Below are 18,122 nucleotides of genomic sequence, written 5' to 3'. Positions count from 1 at the left end.
CCGGACGCGCCTCAGCCCGCCCCGAACATCTCGCCCGTAAAGGCCGTGAGATCGGCCATTTCGCGCAGTTTCAACCCACCCTGCGCGCCGGGTTTCGATCCCTTGGGCAGTGCCGCCTGTGTGAAACCAAGTTTCGCCGCTTCTTTCAACCTGTTTTCGGTCTGGGATACCGGGCGCAGCGCGCCCGAGAGCGAGATTTCCCCGAAAAGCACCATGTCACGCGGGATCGCCACATCTTCGCGCGCCGACAAAAGCGCGGCGGCAACGGCCAGATCGGCGGCGGGCTCGGTCACGCGCATGCCGCCTGCGACATTGAGGAAAACATCAAGCCCGGTGAAAGGAATACCGACGCGCGCCTCCAGCACGGCGAGGATGGTCGAGAGCCTGCCCGAATCAAGTCCGACCACCGTGCGGCGCGGCGTGCCCAGAGGCGAGGGCGCGACAAGGGCCTGTATTTCGGTCAGGACCGGCCTTGTGCCCTCAATACCTGCAAAAACGGCAGAGCCGGGTGCGGGCGCATCGCGGTTCGCGAGAAACAGCGCCGAAGGGTTGGTGACCTCGGCAAGCCCCCGGCCGGTCATCTCGAAAACGCCGATCTCGTCCGAGGCGCCAAAGCGGTTCTTGACGGCGCGTAAAATACGGAACTGATGGCCGCGCTCGCCTTCGAAATACAGCACGGTATCAACCATATGCTCGACCACACGCGGGCCGGCAATCTGGCCCTCTTTGGTGACATGGCCCACGATGATGATGGCGACGCCGCACCGTTTTGCGAAGTTCACCAGCTCATGCGCGGCGGCACGGACCTGCGAGACCGAGCCTGGCGCCGCTGCGACCGTGTCGAGCCACATGGTCTGGATCGAATCGATGATGGCAAGGCCCGGGCGTTCGGCATCCAGCGTGGTGAGGATGTCCCTCAGACTGGTCTCGGTGCCAAGCATGACCGGCGCATCGGTAAGGCCAAGGCGCTGTGCCCGCATCCGGACCTGGGCTGCCGCCTCCTCGCCGGAGATATAAATGCATTTCAGCCCGGTCTTTGCGAAGCTGGCGGCGGCCTGTAACAGAAGGGTCGATTTCCCGATCCCCGGATCGCCGCCGACCAGAATGGCCGAGGCCGGCACGAGGCCGCCCCCCAGCACGAGATCCAGCTCGGATATGCCCGAGGTGGCGCGGGGCGGCGGTGCTTCTTCTGTCGCGAGATCCGTCAGCGCGACCTGCTTGCCCCTGGGGCCCAGCGGTTTCGGACCTGAGGAGAGCGGCGCCTCTTCGATGATCGAATTCCAGGCGCCACAGGCATCGCAGCGTCCGGCCCATTTGCGCGAACTCGCGCCGCAGGCGGTGCAGGTGAAAGAGGGGGCGGATTTGCTCATGCTCTGACCTCGCATGGCGGGGCAGGCGGGGGCAAGAGGGGGCCAGCCCCCTCGGCCCTTTCAGGGCCTCACCCCCGGGATATTCAGGGACAGAAAATGAAAGCAGAAGAGAGGCTCATTTTCTGTCTCTGAAATATCCCCGCCGGAGGCTTCCGCCGGGGTGCCAGAGGAGACGGGCTGACCGGTCAGGCCGCAGACAGCCCCCAGGCCTGAGCGGTCAGTTCCAGCGAGCGCCGGCGGGCCGCAGGGTCCCAGATATCGGAGACGATGACGAATTCATCGGCCTGTGTCCGCAGTTGCAAGGCCTTCAGCCCGGCTTTGACCTCATCTGGAGTGCCGACGACAGCGCAGCCAAGCATACGGGAGACCTGGCTTTCCTCGCGGATGTTCCAATAGGTTGAAATATCGTCGATCGGCGGCTGGGACAGGCCGCGTGCGCCGCGGAAGATGCCGGTAAAGCTCATCTGAGCGGTGGTGAAGAGGCGGCGGGCTTCGGCGGAGGTCTCGGCGCAGATCACATTGACACCGACCATGGCCCAGGGCGTGTTCCGTTGCGCCGAGGGTTTGAAACGCGAGCGGTAGATATGCAGCGCCTCATCAAGGTAATCAGGCGCGAAATGCGAGGCGAAGCCATAGGGCAAGCCCAGCTCTGCCGCGAGCATGGCCCCGAATTCCGACGAGCCGAGGATCCAGAAATCCACCTCGGTTCCGGCGGCGGGCCAGGCGCGGATATAGCCCGGCTCATCCGCGGGCGCGAACCAGTGCATCAGCTCCATCACCTCTTGTGGGAAGCGCTCTGCGGCTCCGACCGGGGTGCGGATGGCGCGCAAGGTCGCCTGATCGGTTCCCGGCGCGCGGCCAAGGCCCAGATCGACGCGGCCGGGGAAAAGCGAGGCCAGCGTGCCGAATTGCTCGGCGATGATATAGGGCGAGTGATTGGGCAACATGATGCCGCCCGATCCGATCCGGATCCGCTTTGTGTGCTGCCCGGCATGGGCCAGCACCACTGCGGTCGCGGCCGAGGCGATGCTTTCCATATTGTGATGCTCGGCCACCCAGTAGCGGTTATAGCCCAGGCGGTCGGCAACCGTCGCAATACTCTGGGCCTCGGACAGCGCATTGGCTGCATCAAACCCTCGCGCACCCGGACGAGATCAAGAAGAGAAAGTGGAATATTATCAGTCATTTGAAGGTCGCTCCTTGCCGGGAATGCGCCCGGCATTCCAGGCGATCAGGATCGAGGTAAGCACGCAAAGGGTGAAAAGCCAGAGGCCCCAGGCGGTTTCTATCGTGACCCAGCCGGCGCCTTTGGCGACAAGGATATAGAGCGCGATCAGGAAAACATCTGCCATGGCCAGCTTGCCAAGGAACTGCAGCACCGGCAACACGGCGCGGGAAAGCAGGCCAAACTGTAAAAGCGCAAGGCCGATGGTTTTGAGATAGGGCGCAAACACCGCGAGAAAGGTCACCAGCAAGGCAAGGGCGGGATCCGTGCCCCAGAGCGTTTGCAGCCCGGTGATGACGGATATCTCATCCATGCCGAACAGCGGCAGCAGGGCCGCGCGCATCAGCGGTGCGAACCAGGCGATGGGGAAGAGAACCAGAAGCGAGAGATTGAGCCAACGCATGGCGGCAGCTTGCATCCGCTCAGCGCGAGGTCAAGGGAAGCGCGGAAGAGGGGGCGCTGCCCCCGGCCCGGCTCCGCCGGTCCCCCCCGGGATATTTAAGAGACAGATGAAAGGAACTGCGCGGCCCTGATTTCATCTGTCTCTTAAATATCCCCGCCGGAGGCTTCCTCAATCAGCCAGGGGCGTCTGGCTGCGGGATCTGGCCGGAGGGCGCCGGGTTTCGGCAGGGGAACGACATTGCCTTCGGGCTCGTTGCGGTCTTCGATATCGACGGCATAGCCGAGCCCGGGCAGGATCTCGCGCAGATCGGCCTCAAGCCGTTTCAGCTGGATCCGGGCCTGGTGTTCCTCGGCCTCAATAGCGGCAAGCCAGCGGCGCATTTCGTCGCAGATGCCGCGCGCGAGCCGCAGCCGCTCGTTCAGCGCATCGATTTCCTGCTGGCGCTGTTCCAGGAAGCCTTTTGCCCGCGCCACTTTTGCGTCGGAGTAGGTCTGGGCCAGGGCGCGGGTCTCATGGCTCATCTGTGCCGCGAGCTGCAGCAGCTCCGGCTCCAGCCCGGCGAAATCGGGGTGTCGGCGCAGCTCTTCCATCCGCGCGCGGATCGAGTCGAATTCCGCAGACAGACCGAAGAGCCCGCGGCGGTCGGTCTCATGCGACATCCGATAGGCGCGGGCGACATCTGAGACGCCCATCGCAAAGCTGCGATGCCCGGCCTCGAGCCGCGCCATGCGGCTGTTTGCGGGCAACCAGAAGACCAGCATTGCCAACAGCGCGGTCAGGCCGATCTGCAGCCACATGCCTGCATTGGCAACCGGCGCGCCACCCAGCGACAATGCGACTTCCGGCCAGGCGCTCCAGCCGAGGGCTGCGAAAAGGCTGGCCCCTATAAGGATCAGGCAGGCCCCGAAAATCGCGGCATGGGCACAGACCTGGCCGGCAGCTAAAACCCTGCGCAAAGCTGCGCGATCATCTGAAAACATGCCCAACCCCCGTTACGGCCTTTTCAGGCAAAGGCTGAACATCTTAAATTTGCAAGGAAAAACCAGAATTTACGGGTGAGTGAGAAACTGAATCCTGTGGAAATCCGGGACTGTTTCCATCCTGTCAACGTTCTGCGCGGTGTGGTTGTGCTTGGCTCAGTGCGACAGCGCGCGCACCAGCGCCACCAGACAGGCGATCACGATGGTCACCAGGTGTGACACCACCCAGCCATGTGCCCAGACCGGGCTGGGCCAGCGGTTCCAGACATGGGCGCCCCAGGCGGCCAGCACCGAGACCCATAGCAGGGTCGAGACCAGCACCGATACAGCATGGCCCGACGGATCGGCGAAATGCAGCGGCAGCGCCAGCCAGACCAGCGTGATCAGCGCAAGACCCGTCAGGCGGAACGCGCCGTTATGGCGCCGCCGTATCCCCGTCAGCCCGGCCACCAGAACCACCGCCGGGAAAAGCAGCAAGAGCCATTGCATCACTGGCGACGGCGTCAGGAGCCGGTTGAGAAAGTCGCTTTCCATCACAGCCTCAGCGCAGGGAAGGGATCGGGCCTTCGGCGCGACCATGAATGAACTGTTGCACGTAAGGGTCTGATGTCTGGTCCATTTCAGTGACAGACCCTGTCCAGCGTACGATGCCTCCATGCAGCATCGCGACCTTGTCGGCAATGGCGCGCACGCTGGTCATGTCATGGGTGATTGTCATTGCGGTCGCGCCCATCTCACGCACGATCTCGCGGATCAGCTCATTGATCACCCCCGACATGATCGGGTCGAGACCAGTGGTCGGCTCATCGAAGAAGATGATCTCCGGATTGGCGGCAATGGCGCGGGCGAGGCCGACGCGCTTTTGCATGCCGCCCGAGAGCTCGGCCGGGAAGAGGTCGGCGACCTGGGGTCCGAGGCCCACGCGGCGCAGTTTCTCGACCGCAATTTCCCGTGCCTCGCGTTTGGGGCGTTTCAGGCTGCCGCGCAGCAGACGGAAGGCGACATTCTCCCAGACCGGCATCGAATCGAACAAAGCCGCGCCCTGGAACAGCATCCCGAACCGCGCCAGAAAGGCGTCACGCTCGTGACGCGCCACATCCTGGCCGTCAAGCGTGATCGTGCCGCGATCCGGCGTCACCAGCCCCAGCACCGATTTCAGCATCACCGATTTGCCGGTGCCCGAGCCCCCGATGATCACCATGCTCTCGCCGCGCGCGATGCTCAGATCGACGCCGTTCAGCACCTGATTGCTGCCAAAGGCCTTATATACGCCGCTGAGCTCTATCATGCCGAGAAGAAGGCCTCCGTAAGCAGATAATTGGCGGCGAGGATCAGCACCGAGGCCGAGACAACGGCAGATTTGGTCGCCGCCCCCACGCCCTGGGCGCCACGCCCCGAATTCATCCCATGCCAGCAGCCCATCAGCGCCACGATGAAGCCAAAGACCGCGCCCTTCACAAGGCCCGAGCCGATGTCCCAGACCTGCAGGAAATCGACGGTGTTCCTGATATAGGTGGCCGAGTTGAAATCAAGCCGCGTCACCCCCACAAGCCAGCCGCCCATGATCCCGATGGAATCGCCGACCGCGACCAGCACCGGCAACGTCAGCACCGCCGCCAGCAGGCGCGGCACGGTCAGATATTTCATCGGATCGGTCGAAAGCGTGGTCAGCGCATCGATCTGTTCGGTGACTTTCATCGTCCCGATCTCGGCGGCAATAGAAGAGGCCACCCGCGCCGCCACCATCAGCCCGCCTAAGACCGGGCCAAGCTCGCGCGCCATGCCGATGGCGACGATTTGCGGCACCACGGCCTCGGCCCCGAAACGGTTGCCGCCGGCATAGATCTGAAGCGCCAGAGCGCCGCCGGTGAAAATCGCGGTCATGCCCACAACCGGCAGCGAGAACCAGCCGATCTGCATCACCGCCTGGCCGAATTCGCGCCAGTAAAACGGCGGCCGGAAGATATGGCTCACCGCCACCATCGCGAATAGCGCCACCCGCCCGATCGCTGCAAGCAGCTCCAGCACCGGCCGCCCGAGTGCCGCCAGGAAACCCGCTGGCCGTCCGTTCAGCATCCCCGTCACCCGCGCGTCTCGAGATAACGGCGGCTGTAGCGCTTGCCGAGCCCGGTGAGGATCTCATAGCCGATGGTGCCGGCCGCATCGGCCAGATCATCCACCGACTGATGCGGCCCGAGAATATCGAGGCTTTTCGGGATCTCTTTCAGATGGGTGACATCGACGGTGATCAGATCCATCGAAACCCGGCCGATCAGCGGGCAGGGCGTGTCGCCATCCCACAAGACCGCATTGTTCGAAAGGGTGCGCGGCAGGCCGTCGGCATAGCCGGCAGCCACCGTGGCGATGACCGAGGGCACTTCCGGCTCCCATGACGCGGCATAGCCAACCGCTTCGCCGGGCATTACATCGCGGGTCTGGATCACCGGCAAAGACAGGGTGACAACGCGCTCGGCCATTTCGAACGGCCGCCCGCCATAAAGCCCGATCCCGGCGCGGGTCAGGTCGAAATGATATTTCGGCCCCAGCAGGATGCCCCCCGTGGCGGCAAAGCTGCGCGGCAGGCCGGTGCCATCGGTCATCTCATGGAAGGCTTCCAGCTGCGCCTGGTTCATGGGATGGTCCGGCTCATCGGCACAGGCGAGATGGCTCATCAGCATCGCCGGGCCGGCCTCGATGATGATCGGCGCCACCGCCTGCCATTCCACCGGCTCAACGCCGAGCCGGTTCATCCCGCTGTCGAGCTGGACCCCGAACGGATGGCCCGGCAGCGCCTCCAGATGGCGGGTGATCTGCTCAAGGCTGTTGAGCATCGGTGTCAGCTCAAGATCATTGAGCATCTCAGTGTCGCCGGCCATATGGCCCGAAAGGATGTTGATCTGCGGCCCGGGCCCAAGCGCCTGACGCACCGCCGCGCCTTCTTCGGCGGCTGCGACAAAAAAGCGCCGCGCCCCGGCCCAGGCCAAAGCCCGCGCCACCTTGCCGGCGCCCAGACCGTAAGCATCGGCTTTGACCACCGCAGCGGTCTGCACTTCGGGCGCGGAAAGACGGTCCAGCGCGCGCCAGTTGGCGGCGATGGCGTCGAGATCAACGGTGAGGGACGATGTGGCCATGAGGATAACTTCCTGGCATCTGGAAATCTGGGGTCAAGGGGGAAATCGCGGCGCCTCTGGTCAGGCAGGGAGCCTCCGGCGGGGATATTTAAGGACAGATGAAATCGGCATTGTCTTTCATCTGTCCTTAAATATCCCGGGGGTGAGGGGGCAGAGCCCCCTCTGCGCCCTCAGCCATCAAAAGCCCCCATCCGGGCCGGCGCCGCCATCCCAGGGTCGGGCGAGGTTGCCAAAGCGGGTGAAACGGCCCTCAAAGGACAGTTCCACCGAACCGATCGGCCCGTGGCGCTGCTTGCCGAGGATGACTTCTGCCTTGCCATGGCATTGTTCCATGATCTGCTGCCAGGCCGCCATTTTCTCCAGCTCATGATCGCCGGGCTTTTCGCGTTCTTTGTAATATTCCTCACGATAGACGAACATCACCACATCCGCGTCCTGCTCGATCGAGCCGGATTCGCGCAGATCAGAGAGCTGCGGCCGCTTGTCTTCCCGGCTCTCCACCTGGCGAGACAGCTGTGACAGCGCGATCACCGGCACGTTCAGTTCTTTGGCGATGGCTTTCAGGCCTTGCGTGATTTCGGAGACCTCCTGCACCCGGTTCGCCTCTGAGCTTTTCGACGAGCCCTTCAGAAGCTGCAGGTAGTCGATCATCAGCACATCCAGCCCATGCGTCCGCTTCAGCCGCCGCGCCCGCGCTGCGACCTGGCTGATCGGCAAAGCCGGCGTGTCGTCGATGTAGAGCGGGCAGCTTTCCAGCGATTTCGCGGCATCGACAAAGCGGCGGAACTCGGGCTCGGTCATATCGCCGCGCCGGATCTGTTCCGACGGCACCTCGGAGGCCTCGGAGAGGATCCGCGCCGCCAACTGCTCGGCCGACATCTCGAGCGAGAAGAAGCCGACCACACCGCCCTCGACCGCCCCCTCATGCCCGTCGGGCTTGCGGCCGCGCTTATAGGCCTTGGCCACGTTGAAGGCGATATTGGTCGCAAGCGAGGTTTTTCCCATCGAGGGGCGCCCGGCGAGGATGATCAGGTCGCTCTCATGCAGCCCGCCCATCTTCTTGTCGAGATCGACCAGCCCGGTCGAAATCCCTGCCAGACCGCCGCCACGCTGATAGGCGGCATTCGCCACATTGACCGCATCGGTTGCGGCCTTGAGGAAGCTCTGAAAGCCGCGCTCGGCCACGCCCTGCTCGCCCAGTTTGTAAAGCCTCTGTTCGGCCTCGGTGATCTGGGCGCGCGGCTCGGAGTCGATATCGACCTTGCCGGCGCGGTCGGCGATGTCTTTGCCCAGCTGGATCAGCTCACGCCGCACCGCCAGATCATAGATCATCTGCGCATAGTCGCGGGCGGCAAAAGCCGAGATCGCAGCCCCCGCCAGACGCACCAGATAGGCGGCGCCGCCGAGCTCTTTCAGCCCCTCATCCTCTTCGAGAAACGCCTTCAGGGTCACCGGAGAGGCCAACGCATTCCTCTGGATCCGCGAGGCGGCGATATCAAAGATCCGGCGATGCACCGGGTCGTAGAAATGCTCGGTCTTCACCACACTGGCGATGCGGTCATAGATGTCATTATTGACGAGGATCGCGCCGAGCAGCTGCTGCTCGGCCTCGATATTCTGCGGCAGCGCCTCGGTCACGGCCGGCGCCGGCAGATCGCTGCGGATTTTCGCGACTTCGTTCATGATCACCTGCGCCCCATTAAGGGATCAGCTTTAGCCTGTCAGGGCGCGTCAGAGCAACCGCTGCACAGGTCTGTGGAAAAGTGACAGGATAAGCCGGCTCTGGCAGAGTGGCCTGGGGTATCTGAGCCTGAGCATACCATATCTTGCGTATCCTGTCTGGAGGAAAGACGGGTTTCGCGATTCGTATGCGGGCCTCGGCGGGGCCGAGGGGGCGGAATACCGAAAGATTATCCGGGTTCCCGGCCAGCCCGGCGGTTTCCCGCTCTACTTCGCGCGGGCCGCCTGCCAGCCACGCGGGTCGTTGAGGAAGTCTTCGACACCCTCCAGCGTTTCCTGGTCGAAGGAGCCCTGAGCTTTCGCCTCGGCCAGCATATCCCACCAGGTGCAGAGCCAGGACAGGCTTACGCCATGTTCGGCCAGCCGCGCCTCGGTCTCTTTGAAAATGCCGTAATAGAAGATCACGGTCGTATGGTTACAGGTGGCACCTGTCTCGCGGATTGCATCGACAAAACTGAGTTTCGAGCCGCCATCGGTGGTCAGATCTTCGACCAGCAGCACGCGCTGCCCCTCGGTCATGGTGCCTTCAATCCGGGCATTGCGGCCATAGCCTTTCGGCTTCTTGCGCACATAGGTCATCGGCAAGGCGAGCCGCTCGGCCACCAGTGCCGCGAAGGGGATACCCGCCGTCTCGCCGCCTGCGATATTGTCGAAGGCCTCGAACCCGGCCTCGCGCATCACGGTCACCGCCATGAAATCCATCAGCATCGAGCGGATGCGCGGATAGGAGATCAGCTTGCGGCAATCGATATAGGTCGGCGACGGCAGACCAGAGGCCAGCGTGAAAGGTTCGCGCGCGTTGAAATGCACCGCGCCAATCTCAAGGAAGGCGCGGGCGGTCAGACGGGCGATCTCTTCTTTCGAGGGGAAGGCAGCGGGGATCATTCAGTGCTCCTTTGCAGTGTCCTCTTGAGAAAATACACCCGCCGGAGGCTTCCCCGGCTGGCGAAAGGCGCCTCCGGCGGGAGTATTTAAGTCAAGAGGAAATCAGCTTTCGACCGACCAAAGGACGGGAAAGCCGGGGTTGAAGACGGTGACCGGGCCAGCGCCGGTCTCGATTTTTTCCGGGAAAGCGGTGGGCGCTGCGCCTTTGACGAGGCGCAGTTTCGCCTCATTGACCGGCAGCCGGTAAAAGGCGGGGCCATTCAGCGAGGTGAAGGCCTCGAGCCGGTCGAGCGCGTTTTCTTCTTCGAAGACATGCGCCAGGAGCGGCATCGTATTCGTCGCGGTGAAGCAGCCGGCGCAGCCGCAGGCATGTTCTTTCAGCGCGTCGGTATGTGGCGCGGAATCGGTGCCAAGGAAATAGCGCGGGCTGCCCGAAGTGGCGGCGCGGCGCAAAGCCTGGCGGTGTTTCTCGCGCTTGGCGACCGGCAGGCAATAGTAATGCGGTTTGATGCCGCCCACGAGGATATGGTTGCGATTGATGATCAGGTGATGCGTGGTGATCGTCGCCGCCAGCGTCTCTCCGCCCTCTGCCGCATAGGCGACACCTTCTTCGGTGGTGATATGTTCCATCACCACCCGCAGCCCGGGCAGGCGCCTGCGCAGCGGATCGAGCACCGTGTCGATGAATGCCGCCTCGCGGTCGAAGATATCGACCTCGGCCGTCGTCACCTCGCCATGGGTGCAGAGCGGCAGGCCGATCCCGGCCATTTTCTCAAGCACTGGCATGACCTTATCGAAATTCCGCACGCCGGAGTGAGAATTGGTCGTGGCACCCGCAGGGTAGAGCTTGACCGCCTTGATCAGCCCCGAAGCCGCCGCCTGCGCCACATCGGCGGGGTCGGTTTCCTCGGTCAGGTAAAGGGTCATCAGCGGCTCGAACGCCATGCCTTCGGGCAGGGCGCTCAGAATGCGGTCGCGGTAAGCGCGCGCGTCTTTCGCGGTCACAACCGGCGGCACCAGGTTGGGCATGATGATCGCGCGGGCAAAATCGCGCGCAGATTCGGGCAATACGCCTTCCAGCATCGCGCCATCGCGCAGATGCAGATGCCAGTCATCGGGGCGGCGGATCTCAAAGCTGTTTTCCATACCCCGCAGCTAGCCGAAACCGCGTGTCTTTGCCAGAGACTTCCGCCAGGATCGGGACGGATCGTAAAGGAGAGAATCCGATGGCCAGCCATAGGGGCGGATGTCAGTGTGGAGCTGTGCGCTACAGTGTCGACGTCTCGCTGGAGGCGCCGGTGATCTGCAATTGCTCGCGATGCAGCCGGATCGGGGCGGTGCTGGTGTTCGCTTCGGCGGCCGGATTCACGCTGGAAAAGGGCGCCGGTGCCAGCACGGAATATCTTTTCCATGATCATGTCATCCGGCATTACTTTTGTAAGACCTGCGGGGTGCAGAGCTATTCCCTCGGCGCGATGCCGGATGGCAGCGAGATTGTGGCGGTCAATGCGCGCTGCCTCGACGGGGTAGATGGCCATGCGCTGGCGGCGCGGGCGAAACTGGTGGATGGAGCTTCACGATGACACGATTTGCACTGATTGTTCTGATGGCTCTGGCGGGGCAGGCCGGGCAGGCGGCGGCGCAGGATGCCGATTGCGCGAATGCCATGGTGCAGGCGGATCTGAACGAATGCGCCGCTGCGGAATGGCAGGCGGCGGATGAGCTGCTGAACCAGCGCTATAAAGAGGCGATGACGCTGTTGCAGGCGTGGGACGCGGATCTGCCTGCGGCGCTGAAGGGCGGTCCGGCGGAGCTGCGCGCGGCGCAGCGCGCCTGGATCACCTATCGCGATGCCGCCTGTTCCGCCGAGGGCTACGCGATGCGCGGCGGCAGTGCAGAGCCGCTGCTCGTCTATGGCTGCAAGGCGCGGCTGACCGAGGCGAGGACCGAAGACCTCGAAGGGCTGATCGAATATGGCGAGCACTGACCGGGTTTGGCAGTGGTCCGGGGTATGCGGTGGCCCGGTCTGAGCTGCCCGTTCTGAGGTCTGTGGTTCAGTCTTCGGCCGTGCCCTCTGGCTCGTTCTGTGCGAGGAGCGCGGCGAGGCGCCGCTCGAATCGCGGGATCTGCTGTTCGGACAGCACCTGACGCAACACGCGGATCTGACGCTGACGATTGCCCTTGGCCGAAATGGCGGTCAGGAGGGAGCGCACCCAGGCCGGCGACCGGCGGCGCGCGCGCCACAGGGCGGCGAAACCGGCAGGGGTCAGGGTGCCGGCCATCGCCGCCTGGATCACCTGATCAAGGACGCCGGCGGGCATGCTGCGCTCGGGCTGCTCGCCGCCCCAGCGGGTGTGCAGCATAGTTGTCCAATTGCGCCGGAACAGCGCCGCATGGGCGTTATCGCCGGGCGAAAGCGGGTCATGGATCAGCCAGACATGGTCGGCGCCCTCGGTCATGTCGGGGGCGTAGCCGTAGCGGCTGGAGAAATCGAGCCGCCGCTGTGCCAGGTGACGGCGGTCCCAGCCGGCGATGGCGGGCGCGAGCGTGGCGCGCGGCGCCAGCAAAAGCGCCCGGGCCCCGGGGGCCGCTACGACATAAGAGGCGGCGGCATAGCCTGCGGGCCCGAGCCGTAAAACAGCACCTGGTCGAAATCGTCAAAAAAGGCGTCATCGACGAGGCGGTCGAAATAGCCCCAGACCTCGGGCGCGCGCCAGAAGGTCTCGCCGCGCGCGATCAGACACAGCAGCGACCAGCCATTGCGTTTCGCGAGATCCCATGCCGCGGGCATATTGCCGTCATTGGCCTCGATCTGTTCGGCACGCTCAAAGGTGACCAGTAATGTCGTGCCGGTTTCGGCAAAAAACGCCCAGTGGTTCGGGCCAAGCGGGTCAAGATAGCCATCCTCGTCGGCGACGCTTTCCATCGCAGCCAGCCATTCAGTGCCGGGATGTGCCGGAAGGTTGTCGGCACTGTCGGGGAAGGACATCGTCACTCCTGTAGCATTAAACTGTGTTTTGTCCGGTCTGGCCGGGATATCTGGCTCAGGTCTGGCGAAGGGTCAGGCCCTTGCGACGCCGCAGGCATCACAGCGAACCACGTGCTGTCCAGTATCGGCAGTCGGTACGGTTGCTGCAAGGGATCACGCCGGAATGTGAACTCTGCATTCGTGAACAATCTGTTGTCGGACGGATGCGCAATGTGGCGCGCAGGTCGCAGGGCAGGTCCTGTCGCGCCGGAAAAGGCAAATGAAAAGGGCAGATCCATCAGGATCCGCCCTTTGATGTCACCGACGCGGCAGCGCCGGGATCAGAAAAACGCCTGCAGTCCAGTGATGGCGCGGCCAAGGATCAGCGCATGGATGTCATGCGTGCCCTCATATGTATTGACGGTTTCAAGGTTCACCATATGGCGGATGACCTGGAATTCCTCGGAAATGCCATTGCCGCCATGCATGTCGCGGGCGTGGCGGGCGGCCTCCAGCGCGATGCCGCAATTGTTGCGCTTGATCAGCGAGATCATCTCGGGCGCAGCATTGGCCTCATCCAGGAGCCGTCCGACGCGAAGGCTGGCCTGAAGGCCAAGGCTGATCTGCGTCAGCATATTCGCCAGTTTCAGCTGGTAAAGCTGCGTCTGGGCAAGGGGTTTGCCGAATTGCTTGCGGTCCAGCCCATATTGGCGCGAGGCATGGAGGCAGAATTCCGCAGCCCCCAGCACGCCCCAGGAAATGCCGTAGCGCGCGCGGTTAAGGCAGCCGAATGGCCCTTTCAGACCTTCGACATGCGGCAGCAGCGCATCCTCGCCGACCTCGACCTGATCCATCACGATCTCGCCGGTGATCGAGGCGCGAAGGCTGATCTTGCCGCCGACTTTCGGCGCCGTCAGGCCTTTGCTGCCTTTGTCGAGCACGAAGCCGCGGATCTTGCCGCCATGCGCTTCGGATTTCGCCCAGACCACGAAAACATCAGCGATCGGCGCGTTCGAGATCCACATTTTGGACCCGTTGAGGACATAGCCATTCGCGGTTTTCTTCGCGGTGGTCTTCATCCCTGCGGGGTCAGACCCGGCATCGGGTTCGGTCAGGCCGAAACAGCCGATCCATTCACCCGAGGCCAGTTTCGGCAGATATTTCCGGCGCTGCTCTTCCGACCCGTAAGCGTAGATCGGTACATGACGAGGCTCGACTGCACTGACATCATCGAACGATAGCCGCTGTCGACGCGCTCGACTTCGCGCGCGACCAGACCATAGGATACGTAAGAGGCGCCAAGCCCGCCATATTCCTCGGGGATGGTCACACCCAGAAGCCCCATCCCGCCCATCTCGCGGAAGATCGACGGGTCGGTTTCCTCATTGCGGAAGGCTTCAATCACGCGGGGCTGCAGCTTGCCTTCGGCATAGGCGCGCGCCGCATCGCGAATGGCGCGTTCTTCCTCCGAAAGCTGGTCTTCCAGGCGGAAGGGATCCTCCCAGTCAAAGCGCGAAAGGTCGGGGGCGTCCTTGGCTTTCAGTTTCGGGCGGGTGCTGCTGGCATCTGACATGGGGTGATCCTCCGGAATCATCTGCCGCCATATTGCATGGAAGGGCGCGGCCAGGGTATCGAAACTCTGTCACCGGATCATGAGGAAAACTCATATGCTGCCGCGTCGCTATCTGCCGTCCATCGCGTCGCTTACCGCGCTAGAGGCGCTGGAGCGGCTCGGCACCGCCTCGGCGGCGGCGGCAGAGCTGTCGTTGACCCAGGGCGCGGTCTCGCGGCAGATCCAGCTGCTTGAAGGGCAGCTGGGCGCCCCCCTTGTCGCGCGCGAACGTCAGCGGCTGGTTCTGACACCGGCCGCGCGAGATTATGTGGCAGAGGTGCGCAAAGCTATGAAATTGCTGTCAGATGCCTCGCTGGCGCTCCGGGCAAACCCATCGGGCGGCACGCTGCATCTGTCGATCCTGCCGGCCTTTGGCATGCATTGGCTGGCGCCGCGCCTCGCGGGGTTTGCGGCGGGGCATCCGGAGGTGACAGTGAACCTCTCGACCCGGCTCCGGCCCTTTGATTTCGACGGCACCTCTTTCGATGCCGCCATCCACTATGGCCGCGAGGACTGGCCCGGGGTCACTTACATGAAACTCATGGAAGAAGAGGTTATTGCGCTTGCGGCGCCTGCGCTGCTCACACGCCCGCTGACCGGGGCGGCGGATCTGCTGGCGCTGCCGCTTTTGCAGCTGGAAAGCCGGATGGGCGACTGGGGGCGCTGGTTCGCCAGCCATGATCTGCCGGGTCAGCGCCCGCCCGCGATGCTGTTCGACCAGTTCGCCACCATGGCCCAGGCGGCCGTGCATGGCATGGGGGTGGCGCTGTTGCCGACCTTTCTTGCGGCGGGGGATCTCGCCTCCGGGCGGCTTGTGCCAGCCTGGGGTGGCGCGGTCGCGGCCTCGGGCGCCTATTACCTCGTCTGGCCCGCCACGCGCCCGGAACGCGCGCCGCTCACCTCGTTTCGCCGCTGGCTGGCTGCGGGGGGCGGCGCGGGAGAGGGGCCGGGAGCCGTTGCCGGGGCGACTGATATCCGATGACAGGCGGAACCCCGCTCCGGGATCTGCGTTGCTATCGCATAGCACGCCCTGTCCGGTGCAGGGTCAGGGGCTGAAGACACCGCGATTCCCGGATCTTGCGCCGGCAAAAAGGCCCGCAAACACCCCGGGACGCGGCGTCAGCATCACGGCCAGGATCTCAGAGGAAGACCAATGCGCAAATTACTCATCTCCTCGACCGCACTCTCGGTCGCGCTGAGCTCGTTTCATACGCTGCCGGTCTATGCGCAGGAAAATGAGACAGAGACACAGGCTGAGATAGAAGCTCAGGCCGCAGCGGAAGCTCAGGCAGCAGCGGAGGCTCAGGCAGCAGCGGAGGCTCAGGCAGCGGCGGAAGCTCAGGCGGCAGCGGAGGCGCAGGCAGCGGCGGAAGCTCAGGCAGCGGCGGAAGCTCAGGCAGCGGCGGAAGCTCAGGCAGCAGCGGAGGCTCAGGCGGCAGCGGAAGCTCAGGCAGCGGCGGAAGCTCAGACAGCAGCGGAGGCTCAGGCAGCGGCGGAGGCTCAGGCGGCAGCGGAGGCTCAGGCAGCGGCGGAAGCTCAGGCAGCGGCGGAAGCTCAGGCGGCAGCGGAGGCTCAGGCAGCGGCGGAAGCTCAGGCGGCAGCGGAGGCTCAGGCAGCGGCGGAAGCTCAGGCGGCAGCGGAGGCTCAGGCAGCGGCGGAAGCTCAGGCGGCGGCGGAAGCCAAGGCAGCGGCCGAAGCCGCAGCCGCCAGCGCTGCGGCAGCGAAAGCCGAAGCATCGGAAGCTGCGACCTCGGATAGCGAAACGGCTGAACCTGCTGTGCCGGCGGATGTTGCGGATGCGATTGAGCCGACCGAAGCCGGTGCGGCAGAAGTCTCGCCCGAAGCCCTCGCCAATGCGATCGACGCCCCGGTGCCGGAAGAGAAGGCGGTCAGCAGCCTCGCGGATATTCTTGGAATGCCGGACGCACAGGCCGATGCGGGTGAGGGTACCGATGCGGAAGCCGGGGCCGGCACGGTCGCGGATGCGACAGTCCTCGCGGTGCCCGCCGTCGCGGCGGCCTCCTTCCTTGAAGGCGTCCCGGGCGGGGTCGATGTCCCCGGCGTGGCAACAGGTACGGAGACCGCGACTGGTACGACGGGCGCAGGGGAAGGGGCCACGACGGGGACGGGTGTTGCACCGGTTTCGGTGATTGATACGATCATCACCGAGGCCAATACCCGGACTTCGGTCAATGAATTTGCCGCGGCCCCGGTCGCGGTCGGCAAAGGCAAGAAATCCGGCCTCTCTGACCTCGAGAAAGTCGGGTTGCTGGCGCTGGGCGCCCTGGCGGTAGGCACGATCATAAATGGCGGCAAGAAGGATGAACGCCGCGTTGTCAGCAATTCCGGCGACCGGGTGGTGGTCGAGAATGCGGATGGCTCTTACGTGGTCTATAAGGATGACGATGCCGTGCTGCGCCGTCCCGGCGTGCGCACCCAGACCGAGAGCTTTAATGACGGCTCGACCCGCACGGTGGTCAGCCGCGCCGATGGCACCCAGGTGGTGACGATCCGCGACGCGTCGGGCAGGGTGCTGCGCCGTGCCGCCTATGATCAATATGGCCAGGAGATGCTTCTGATCAACGATCTGGAGCCGGAACAGCCGATCATCGTGACGCAGCTGCCCAAGCCGCGCCCGGACCGGGTCGTGATCTCGACCTCGGACCAGAACGCGGCGCTGAAGGCGGAAATGGCAGCGCTGGAGGTTGAAGGCCTTGGCCGCAAATTCAGTCTGCGCCAGGTGCGTGACATTCCCCAGGTGCGGGCCCTGGCGGCCACGGTCGAGGTGGACAGCATTACCTTTGACACCGGCTCATCGGTGATCAATGCGACCGAGGCGAAGAAGCTTGCCGATCTTGGCCGGCTGATGCAGCAGTTGCTGGCATCGAACCCGGGCCATGTCTTCCTGATCGAAGGTCATACCGACGCAGTGGGCTCGGCGAGCTCTAATCTGCTGTTGTCGGACCGGCGGGCAGAGAGCCTCGCGCTGGCACTGACGGAATATTTCGGCGTTCCGCCGGAAAACCTCGTGGTGCAGGGCTATGGCGAGGCCGAGCTGAAGATCCGGACCGAAGCGGCAGAGCGCGCAAATCGCCGGGTTCTCGTGCGGCTGATCACACCGCTGCTGCGCAATGCGGGCTGAGGCGCCCGAGCAGGTCAAAGGTCTGACTTGCCCTGATAAAGACCTGATCTGAATGACAAAGCCGCACAGAAAGCGCGGCTTTGGTCTTTGTTACATCCGATCCGCAAAAGGGATTTGGAAATCTGTCTCACCGTAAACGCTGTTCTGCGCCTGTCTTCCGGCTGAATCTCTACGTTGCGAATCCGTTCTTTGAGGAGATTTACATGGACAGTGTGAGGGGGAGGCCATCGGGACCACGGCTCTCGAAGCCGTTAAGTGAACGGTGCAGGCTGCGGCAGGATGACCCGGCCGGTGCCTTCGGCGGGCATCGGCAGTGCCGCTATGATTGAACCCGCGCCATGCCGAAGACCGCTGATCTGCCCGAAGAAATTACTGCGCTTAAGGCGATGCTGATCGCCAGGGAGGCGCGCAACCTTCGCAAGGAAGAACGGAACGAGCGCTTGGAAAACCTGGTCGCGGCCTTCAGGAGGGCGGCCTTTGGGCGTCGGACGGAGAAGAGCGATCCCGACCAGTTCGAACTGTCTCCCGAAGATCTGGAACCGGCCATGGCCGCGATCCACGCCAATGCCTCAGCCCGCGCATCAAAGAAGTGATTGAGCCCGAGAGCCCGACCTGCGCCCCTTCCATGACGCGCGGATGCACGCGCGGACGGATCGGTTGCTTACC

At 64.0% G+C, this 18,122-nt stretch carries 17 protein-coding genes and 2 pseudogenes; 5 read left to right on the top strand and 14 right to left on the bottom strand.

Annotated features, from left to right (window positions below):
• Positions 1-11: 11 nt before the first annotated feature.
• The 11 genes from radA to pyrC all read right to left on the bottom strand — a co-directional run bounded on the left by radA (position 12) and on the right by pyrC (position 10,880).
• Positions 12-1,370 carry a DNA repair protein RadA gene (radA, locus tag QNO18_RS14970; RefSeq protein WP_283178312.1) on the bottom strand — a complete coding sequence of 453 codons (1,359 nt, stop codon included), beginning with the start codon at positions 1,368-1,370 and terminating at the stop codon, positions 12-14.
• A gap of 185 nt (positions 1,371-1,555) precedes the next feature.
• Positions 1,556-2,467: an LLM class flavin-dependent oxidoreductase gene (locus QNO18_RS14965; RefSeq protein WP_283178813.1), complete on the bottom strand. Its 912-nt coding sequence runs from the start codon at positions 2,465-2,467 to the stop codon at positions 1,556-1,558.
• 81 nt (positions 2,468-2,548) lie between these two features.
• The gene (locus QNO18_RS14960) at positions 2,549-2,998 is read right to left on the bottom strand and encodes a paraquat-inducible protein A (protein ID WP_283178311.1); all 450 of its coding nucleotides are present in this window, start codon (positions 2,996-2,998) and stop codon (positions 2,549-2,551) included.
• 143 nt (positions 2,999-3,141) lie between these two features.
• Entirely contained in the window at positions 3,142-3,978 is an 837-nt protein-coding gene (locus QNO18_RS14955; protein WP_283178310.1) for a DNA repair protein, read from the bottom strand.
• Between the two features lie 156 nt (positions 3,979-4,134).
• Positions 4,135-4,512: a hypothetical protein gene (locus tag QNO18_RS14950; protein ID WP_092898318.1), complete on the bottom strand. Its 378-nt coding sequence runs from the start codon at positions 4,510-4,512 to the stop codon at positions 4,135-4,137.
• 7 nt (positions 4,513-4,519) lie between these two features.
• Positions 4,520-5,266, bottom strand: coding sequence for an ATP-binding cassette domain-containing protein (locus QNO18_RS14945; RefSeq protein WP_283178309.1), 747 nt, complete (start codon positions 5,264-5,266; stop codon positions 4,520-4,522).
• Complete coding sequence (locus QNO18_RS14940; RefSeq protein ID WP_283178308.1) at positions 5,263-6,054, bottom strand: ABC transporter permease; 792 nt, start codon at positions 6,052-6,054, stop codon at positions 5,263-5,265. The genes QNO18_RS14945 and QNO18_RS14940 overlap by 4 nt, the downstream gene beginning before the upstream one ends.
• Before the next feature lie 5 nt (positions 6,055-6,059).
• Positions 6,060-7,109 carry an alanine racemase gene (gene alr, locus QNO18_RS14935; protein WP_283178307.1) on the bottom strand — a complete coding sequence of 350 codons (1,050 nt, stop codon included), beginning with the start codon at positions 7,107-7,109 and terminating at the stop codon, positions 6,060-6,062.
• Between the two features lie 177 nt (positions 7,110-7,286).
• Positions 7,287-8,792, bottom strand: coding sequence for a replicative DNA helicase (locus QNO18_RS14930; protein ID WP_198835610.1), 1,506 nt, complete (start codon positions 8,790-8,792; stop codon positions 7,287-7,289).
• Positions 8,793-9,056: 264 nt separating this feature from the next.
• The gene (locus QNO18_RS14925) at positions 9,057-9,734 is read right to left on the bottom strand and encodes an orotate phosphoribosyltransferase (protein ID WP_092898310.1); all 678 of its coding nucleotides are present in this window, start codon (positions 9,732-9,734) and stop codon (positions 9,057-9,059) included.
• A gap of 102 nt (positions 9,735-9,836) precedes the next feature.
• Positions 9,837-10,880, bottom strand: a complete 1,044-nt coding sequence (gene pyrC / locus QNO18_RS14920; RefSeq protein WP_283178306.1) for a dihydroorotase — start codon at positions 10,878-10,880, stop codon at positions 9,837-9,839.
• A 116-nt stretch (positions 10,881-10,996) separates the two neighbouring features.
• Between pyrC and QNO18_RS14915 the strand changes: the two genes are divergently transcribed.
• Positions 10,997-11,317, top strand: a complete 321-nt coding sequence (locus QNO18_RS14915; RefSeq protein ID WP_283178305.1) for a GFA family protein — start codon at positions 10,997-10,999, stop codon at positions 11,315-11,317.
• A complete protein-coding gene (locus QNO18_RS14910; protein ID WP_283178304.1) occupies positions 11,314-11,721 on the top strand; it encodes a lysozyme inhibitor LprI family protein in 408 nt (135 codons plus the stop codon). Before QNO18_RS14915 ends, QNO18_RS14910 begins: the two co-directional genes overlap by 4 nt.
• A 67-nt stretch (positions 11,722-11,788) precedes the next feature.
• On the opposite strand, the gene QNO18_RS14905 is transcribed toward QNO18_RS14910, so the two are convergent.
• The 3 genes and pseudogenes from QNO18_RS14905 to QNO18_RS14895 all read right to left on the bottom strand — a co-directional run bounded on the left by QNO18_RS14905 (position 11,789) and on the right by QNO18_RS14895 (position 14,275).
• Complete coding sequence (locus tag QNO18_RS14905) at positions 11,789-12,301, bottom strand: hypothetical protein (RefSeq protein WP_283178303.1); 513 nt, start codon at positions 12,299-12,301, stop codon at positions 11,789-11,791.
• Between the two features lie 23 nt (positions 12,302-12,324).
• Positions 12,325-12,723 carry a hypothetical protein gene (locus QNO18_RS14900; protein ID WP_283178302.1) on the bottom strand — a complete coding sequence of 133 codons (399 nt, stop codon included), beginning with the start codon at positions 12,721-12,723 and terminating at the stop codon, positions 12,325-12,327.
• A gap of 320 nt (positions 12,724-13,043) precedes the next feature.
• Positions 13,044-14,275 (bottom strand): annotated as a pseudogene (locus tag QNO18_RS14895) (acyl-CoA dehydrogenase).
• A 94-nt stretch (positions 14,276-14,369) separates the two neighbouring features.
• Between QNO18_RS14895 and QNO18_RS14890 the strand changes: the two are divergent.
• The 3 genes and pseudogenes from QNO18_RS14890 to QNO18_RS14880 all read left to right on the top strand — a co-directional run.
• Complete coding sequence (locus QNO18_RS14890; protein WP_283178301.1) at positions 14,370-15,296, top strand: LysR family transcriptional regulator; 927 nt, start codon at positions 14,370-14,372, stop codon at positions 15,294-15,296.
• 171 nt (positions 15,297-15,467) lie between these two features.
• A complete protein-coding gene (locus QNO18_RS14885; protein WP_283178300.1) occupies positions 15,468-17,456 on the top strand; it encodes an OmpA family protein in 1,989 nt (662 codons plus the stop codon).
• A gap of 338 nt (positions 17,457-17,794) precedes the next feature.
• Positions 17,795-18,075 (top strand): annotated as a pseudogene (locus QNO18_RS14880) (transposase); the annotation flags it as partial.
• Between the last annotated feature and the right edge of the window lie 47 nt (positions 18,076-18,122).

This window comes from Gemmobacter sp. 24YEA27, assembly GCF_030052995.1.
Classification (GTDB): Bacteria; Pseudomonadota; Alphaproteobacteria; order Rhodobacterales; family Rhodobacteraceae; genus Pseudogemmobacter.
Note: the sequence above shows the minus strand (reverse complement) of the source record. Positions and strands in the feature narration are given on the sequence as shown.

Coding starts and splice junctions, on each gene's coding strand:
- QNO18_RS14945 (WP_283178309.1), bottom strand. CDS start 5,266: ATGATAGAGCTCAGCGGCGTATATAAGGCCTTTGGCAGCAATCAGGTG.
- QNO18_RS14955 (WP_283178310.1), bottom strand. CDS start 3,978: ATGTTTTCAGATGATCGCGCAGCTTTGCGCAGGGTTTTAGCTGCCGGC.
- QNO18_RS14885 (WP_283178300.1), top strand. CDS start 15,468: ATGCGCAAATTACTCATCTCCTCGACCGCACTCTCGGTCGCGCTGAGC.
- QNO18_RS14940 (WP_283178308.1), bottom strand. CDS start 6,054: ATGCTGAACGGACGGCCAGCGGGTTTCCTGGCGGCACTCGGGCGGCCG.
- alr (WP_283178307.1), bottom strand. CDS start 7,109: ATGGCCACATCGTCCCTCACCGTTGATCTCGACGCCATCGCCGCCAAC.
- pyrC (WP_283178306.1), bottom strand. CDS start 10,880: ATGGAAAACAGCTTTGAGATCCGCCGCCCCGATGACTGGCATCTGCAT.
- QNO18_RS14900 (WP_283178302.1), bottom strand. CDS start 12,723: ATGTCCTTCCCCGACAGTGCCGACAACCTTCCGGCACATCCCGGCACT.
- radA (WP_283178312.1), bottom strand. CDS start 1,370: ATGAGCAAATCCGCCCCCTCTTTCACCTGCACCGCCTGCGGCGCGAGT.
- QNO18_RS14960 (WP_283178311.1), bottom strand. CDS start 2,998: ATGCGTTGGCTCAATCTCTCGCTTCTGGTTCTCTTCCCCATCGCCTGG.
- QNO18_RS14910 (WP_283178304.1), top strand. CDS start 11,314: ATGACACGATTTGCACTGATTGTTCTGATGGCTCTGGCGGGGCAGGCC.
- QNO18_RS14950 (WP_092898318.1), bottom strand. CDS start 4,512: ATGGAAAGCGACTTTCTCAACCGGCTCCTGACGCCGTCGCCAGTGATG.
- QNO18_RS14890 (WP_283178301.1), top strand. CDS start 14,370: ATGCTGCCGCGTCGCTATCTGCCGTCCATCGCGTCGCTTACCGCGCTA.
- QNO18_RS14930 (WP_198835610.1), bottom strand. CDS start 8,792: ATGAACGAAGTCGCGAAAATCCGCAGCGATCTGCCGGCGCCGGCCGTG.
- QNO18_RS14925 (WP_092898310.1), bottom strand. CDS start 9,734: ATGATCCCCGCTGCCTTCCCCTCGAAAGAAGAGATCGCCCGTCTGACC.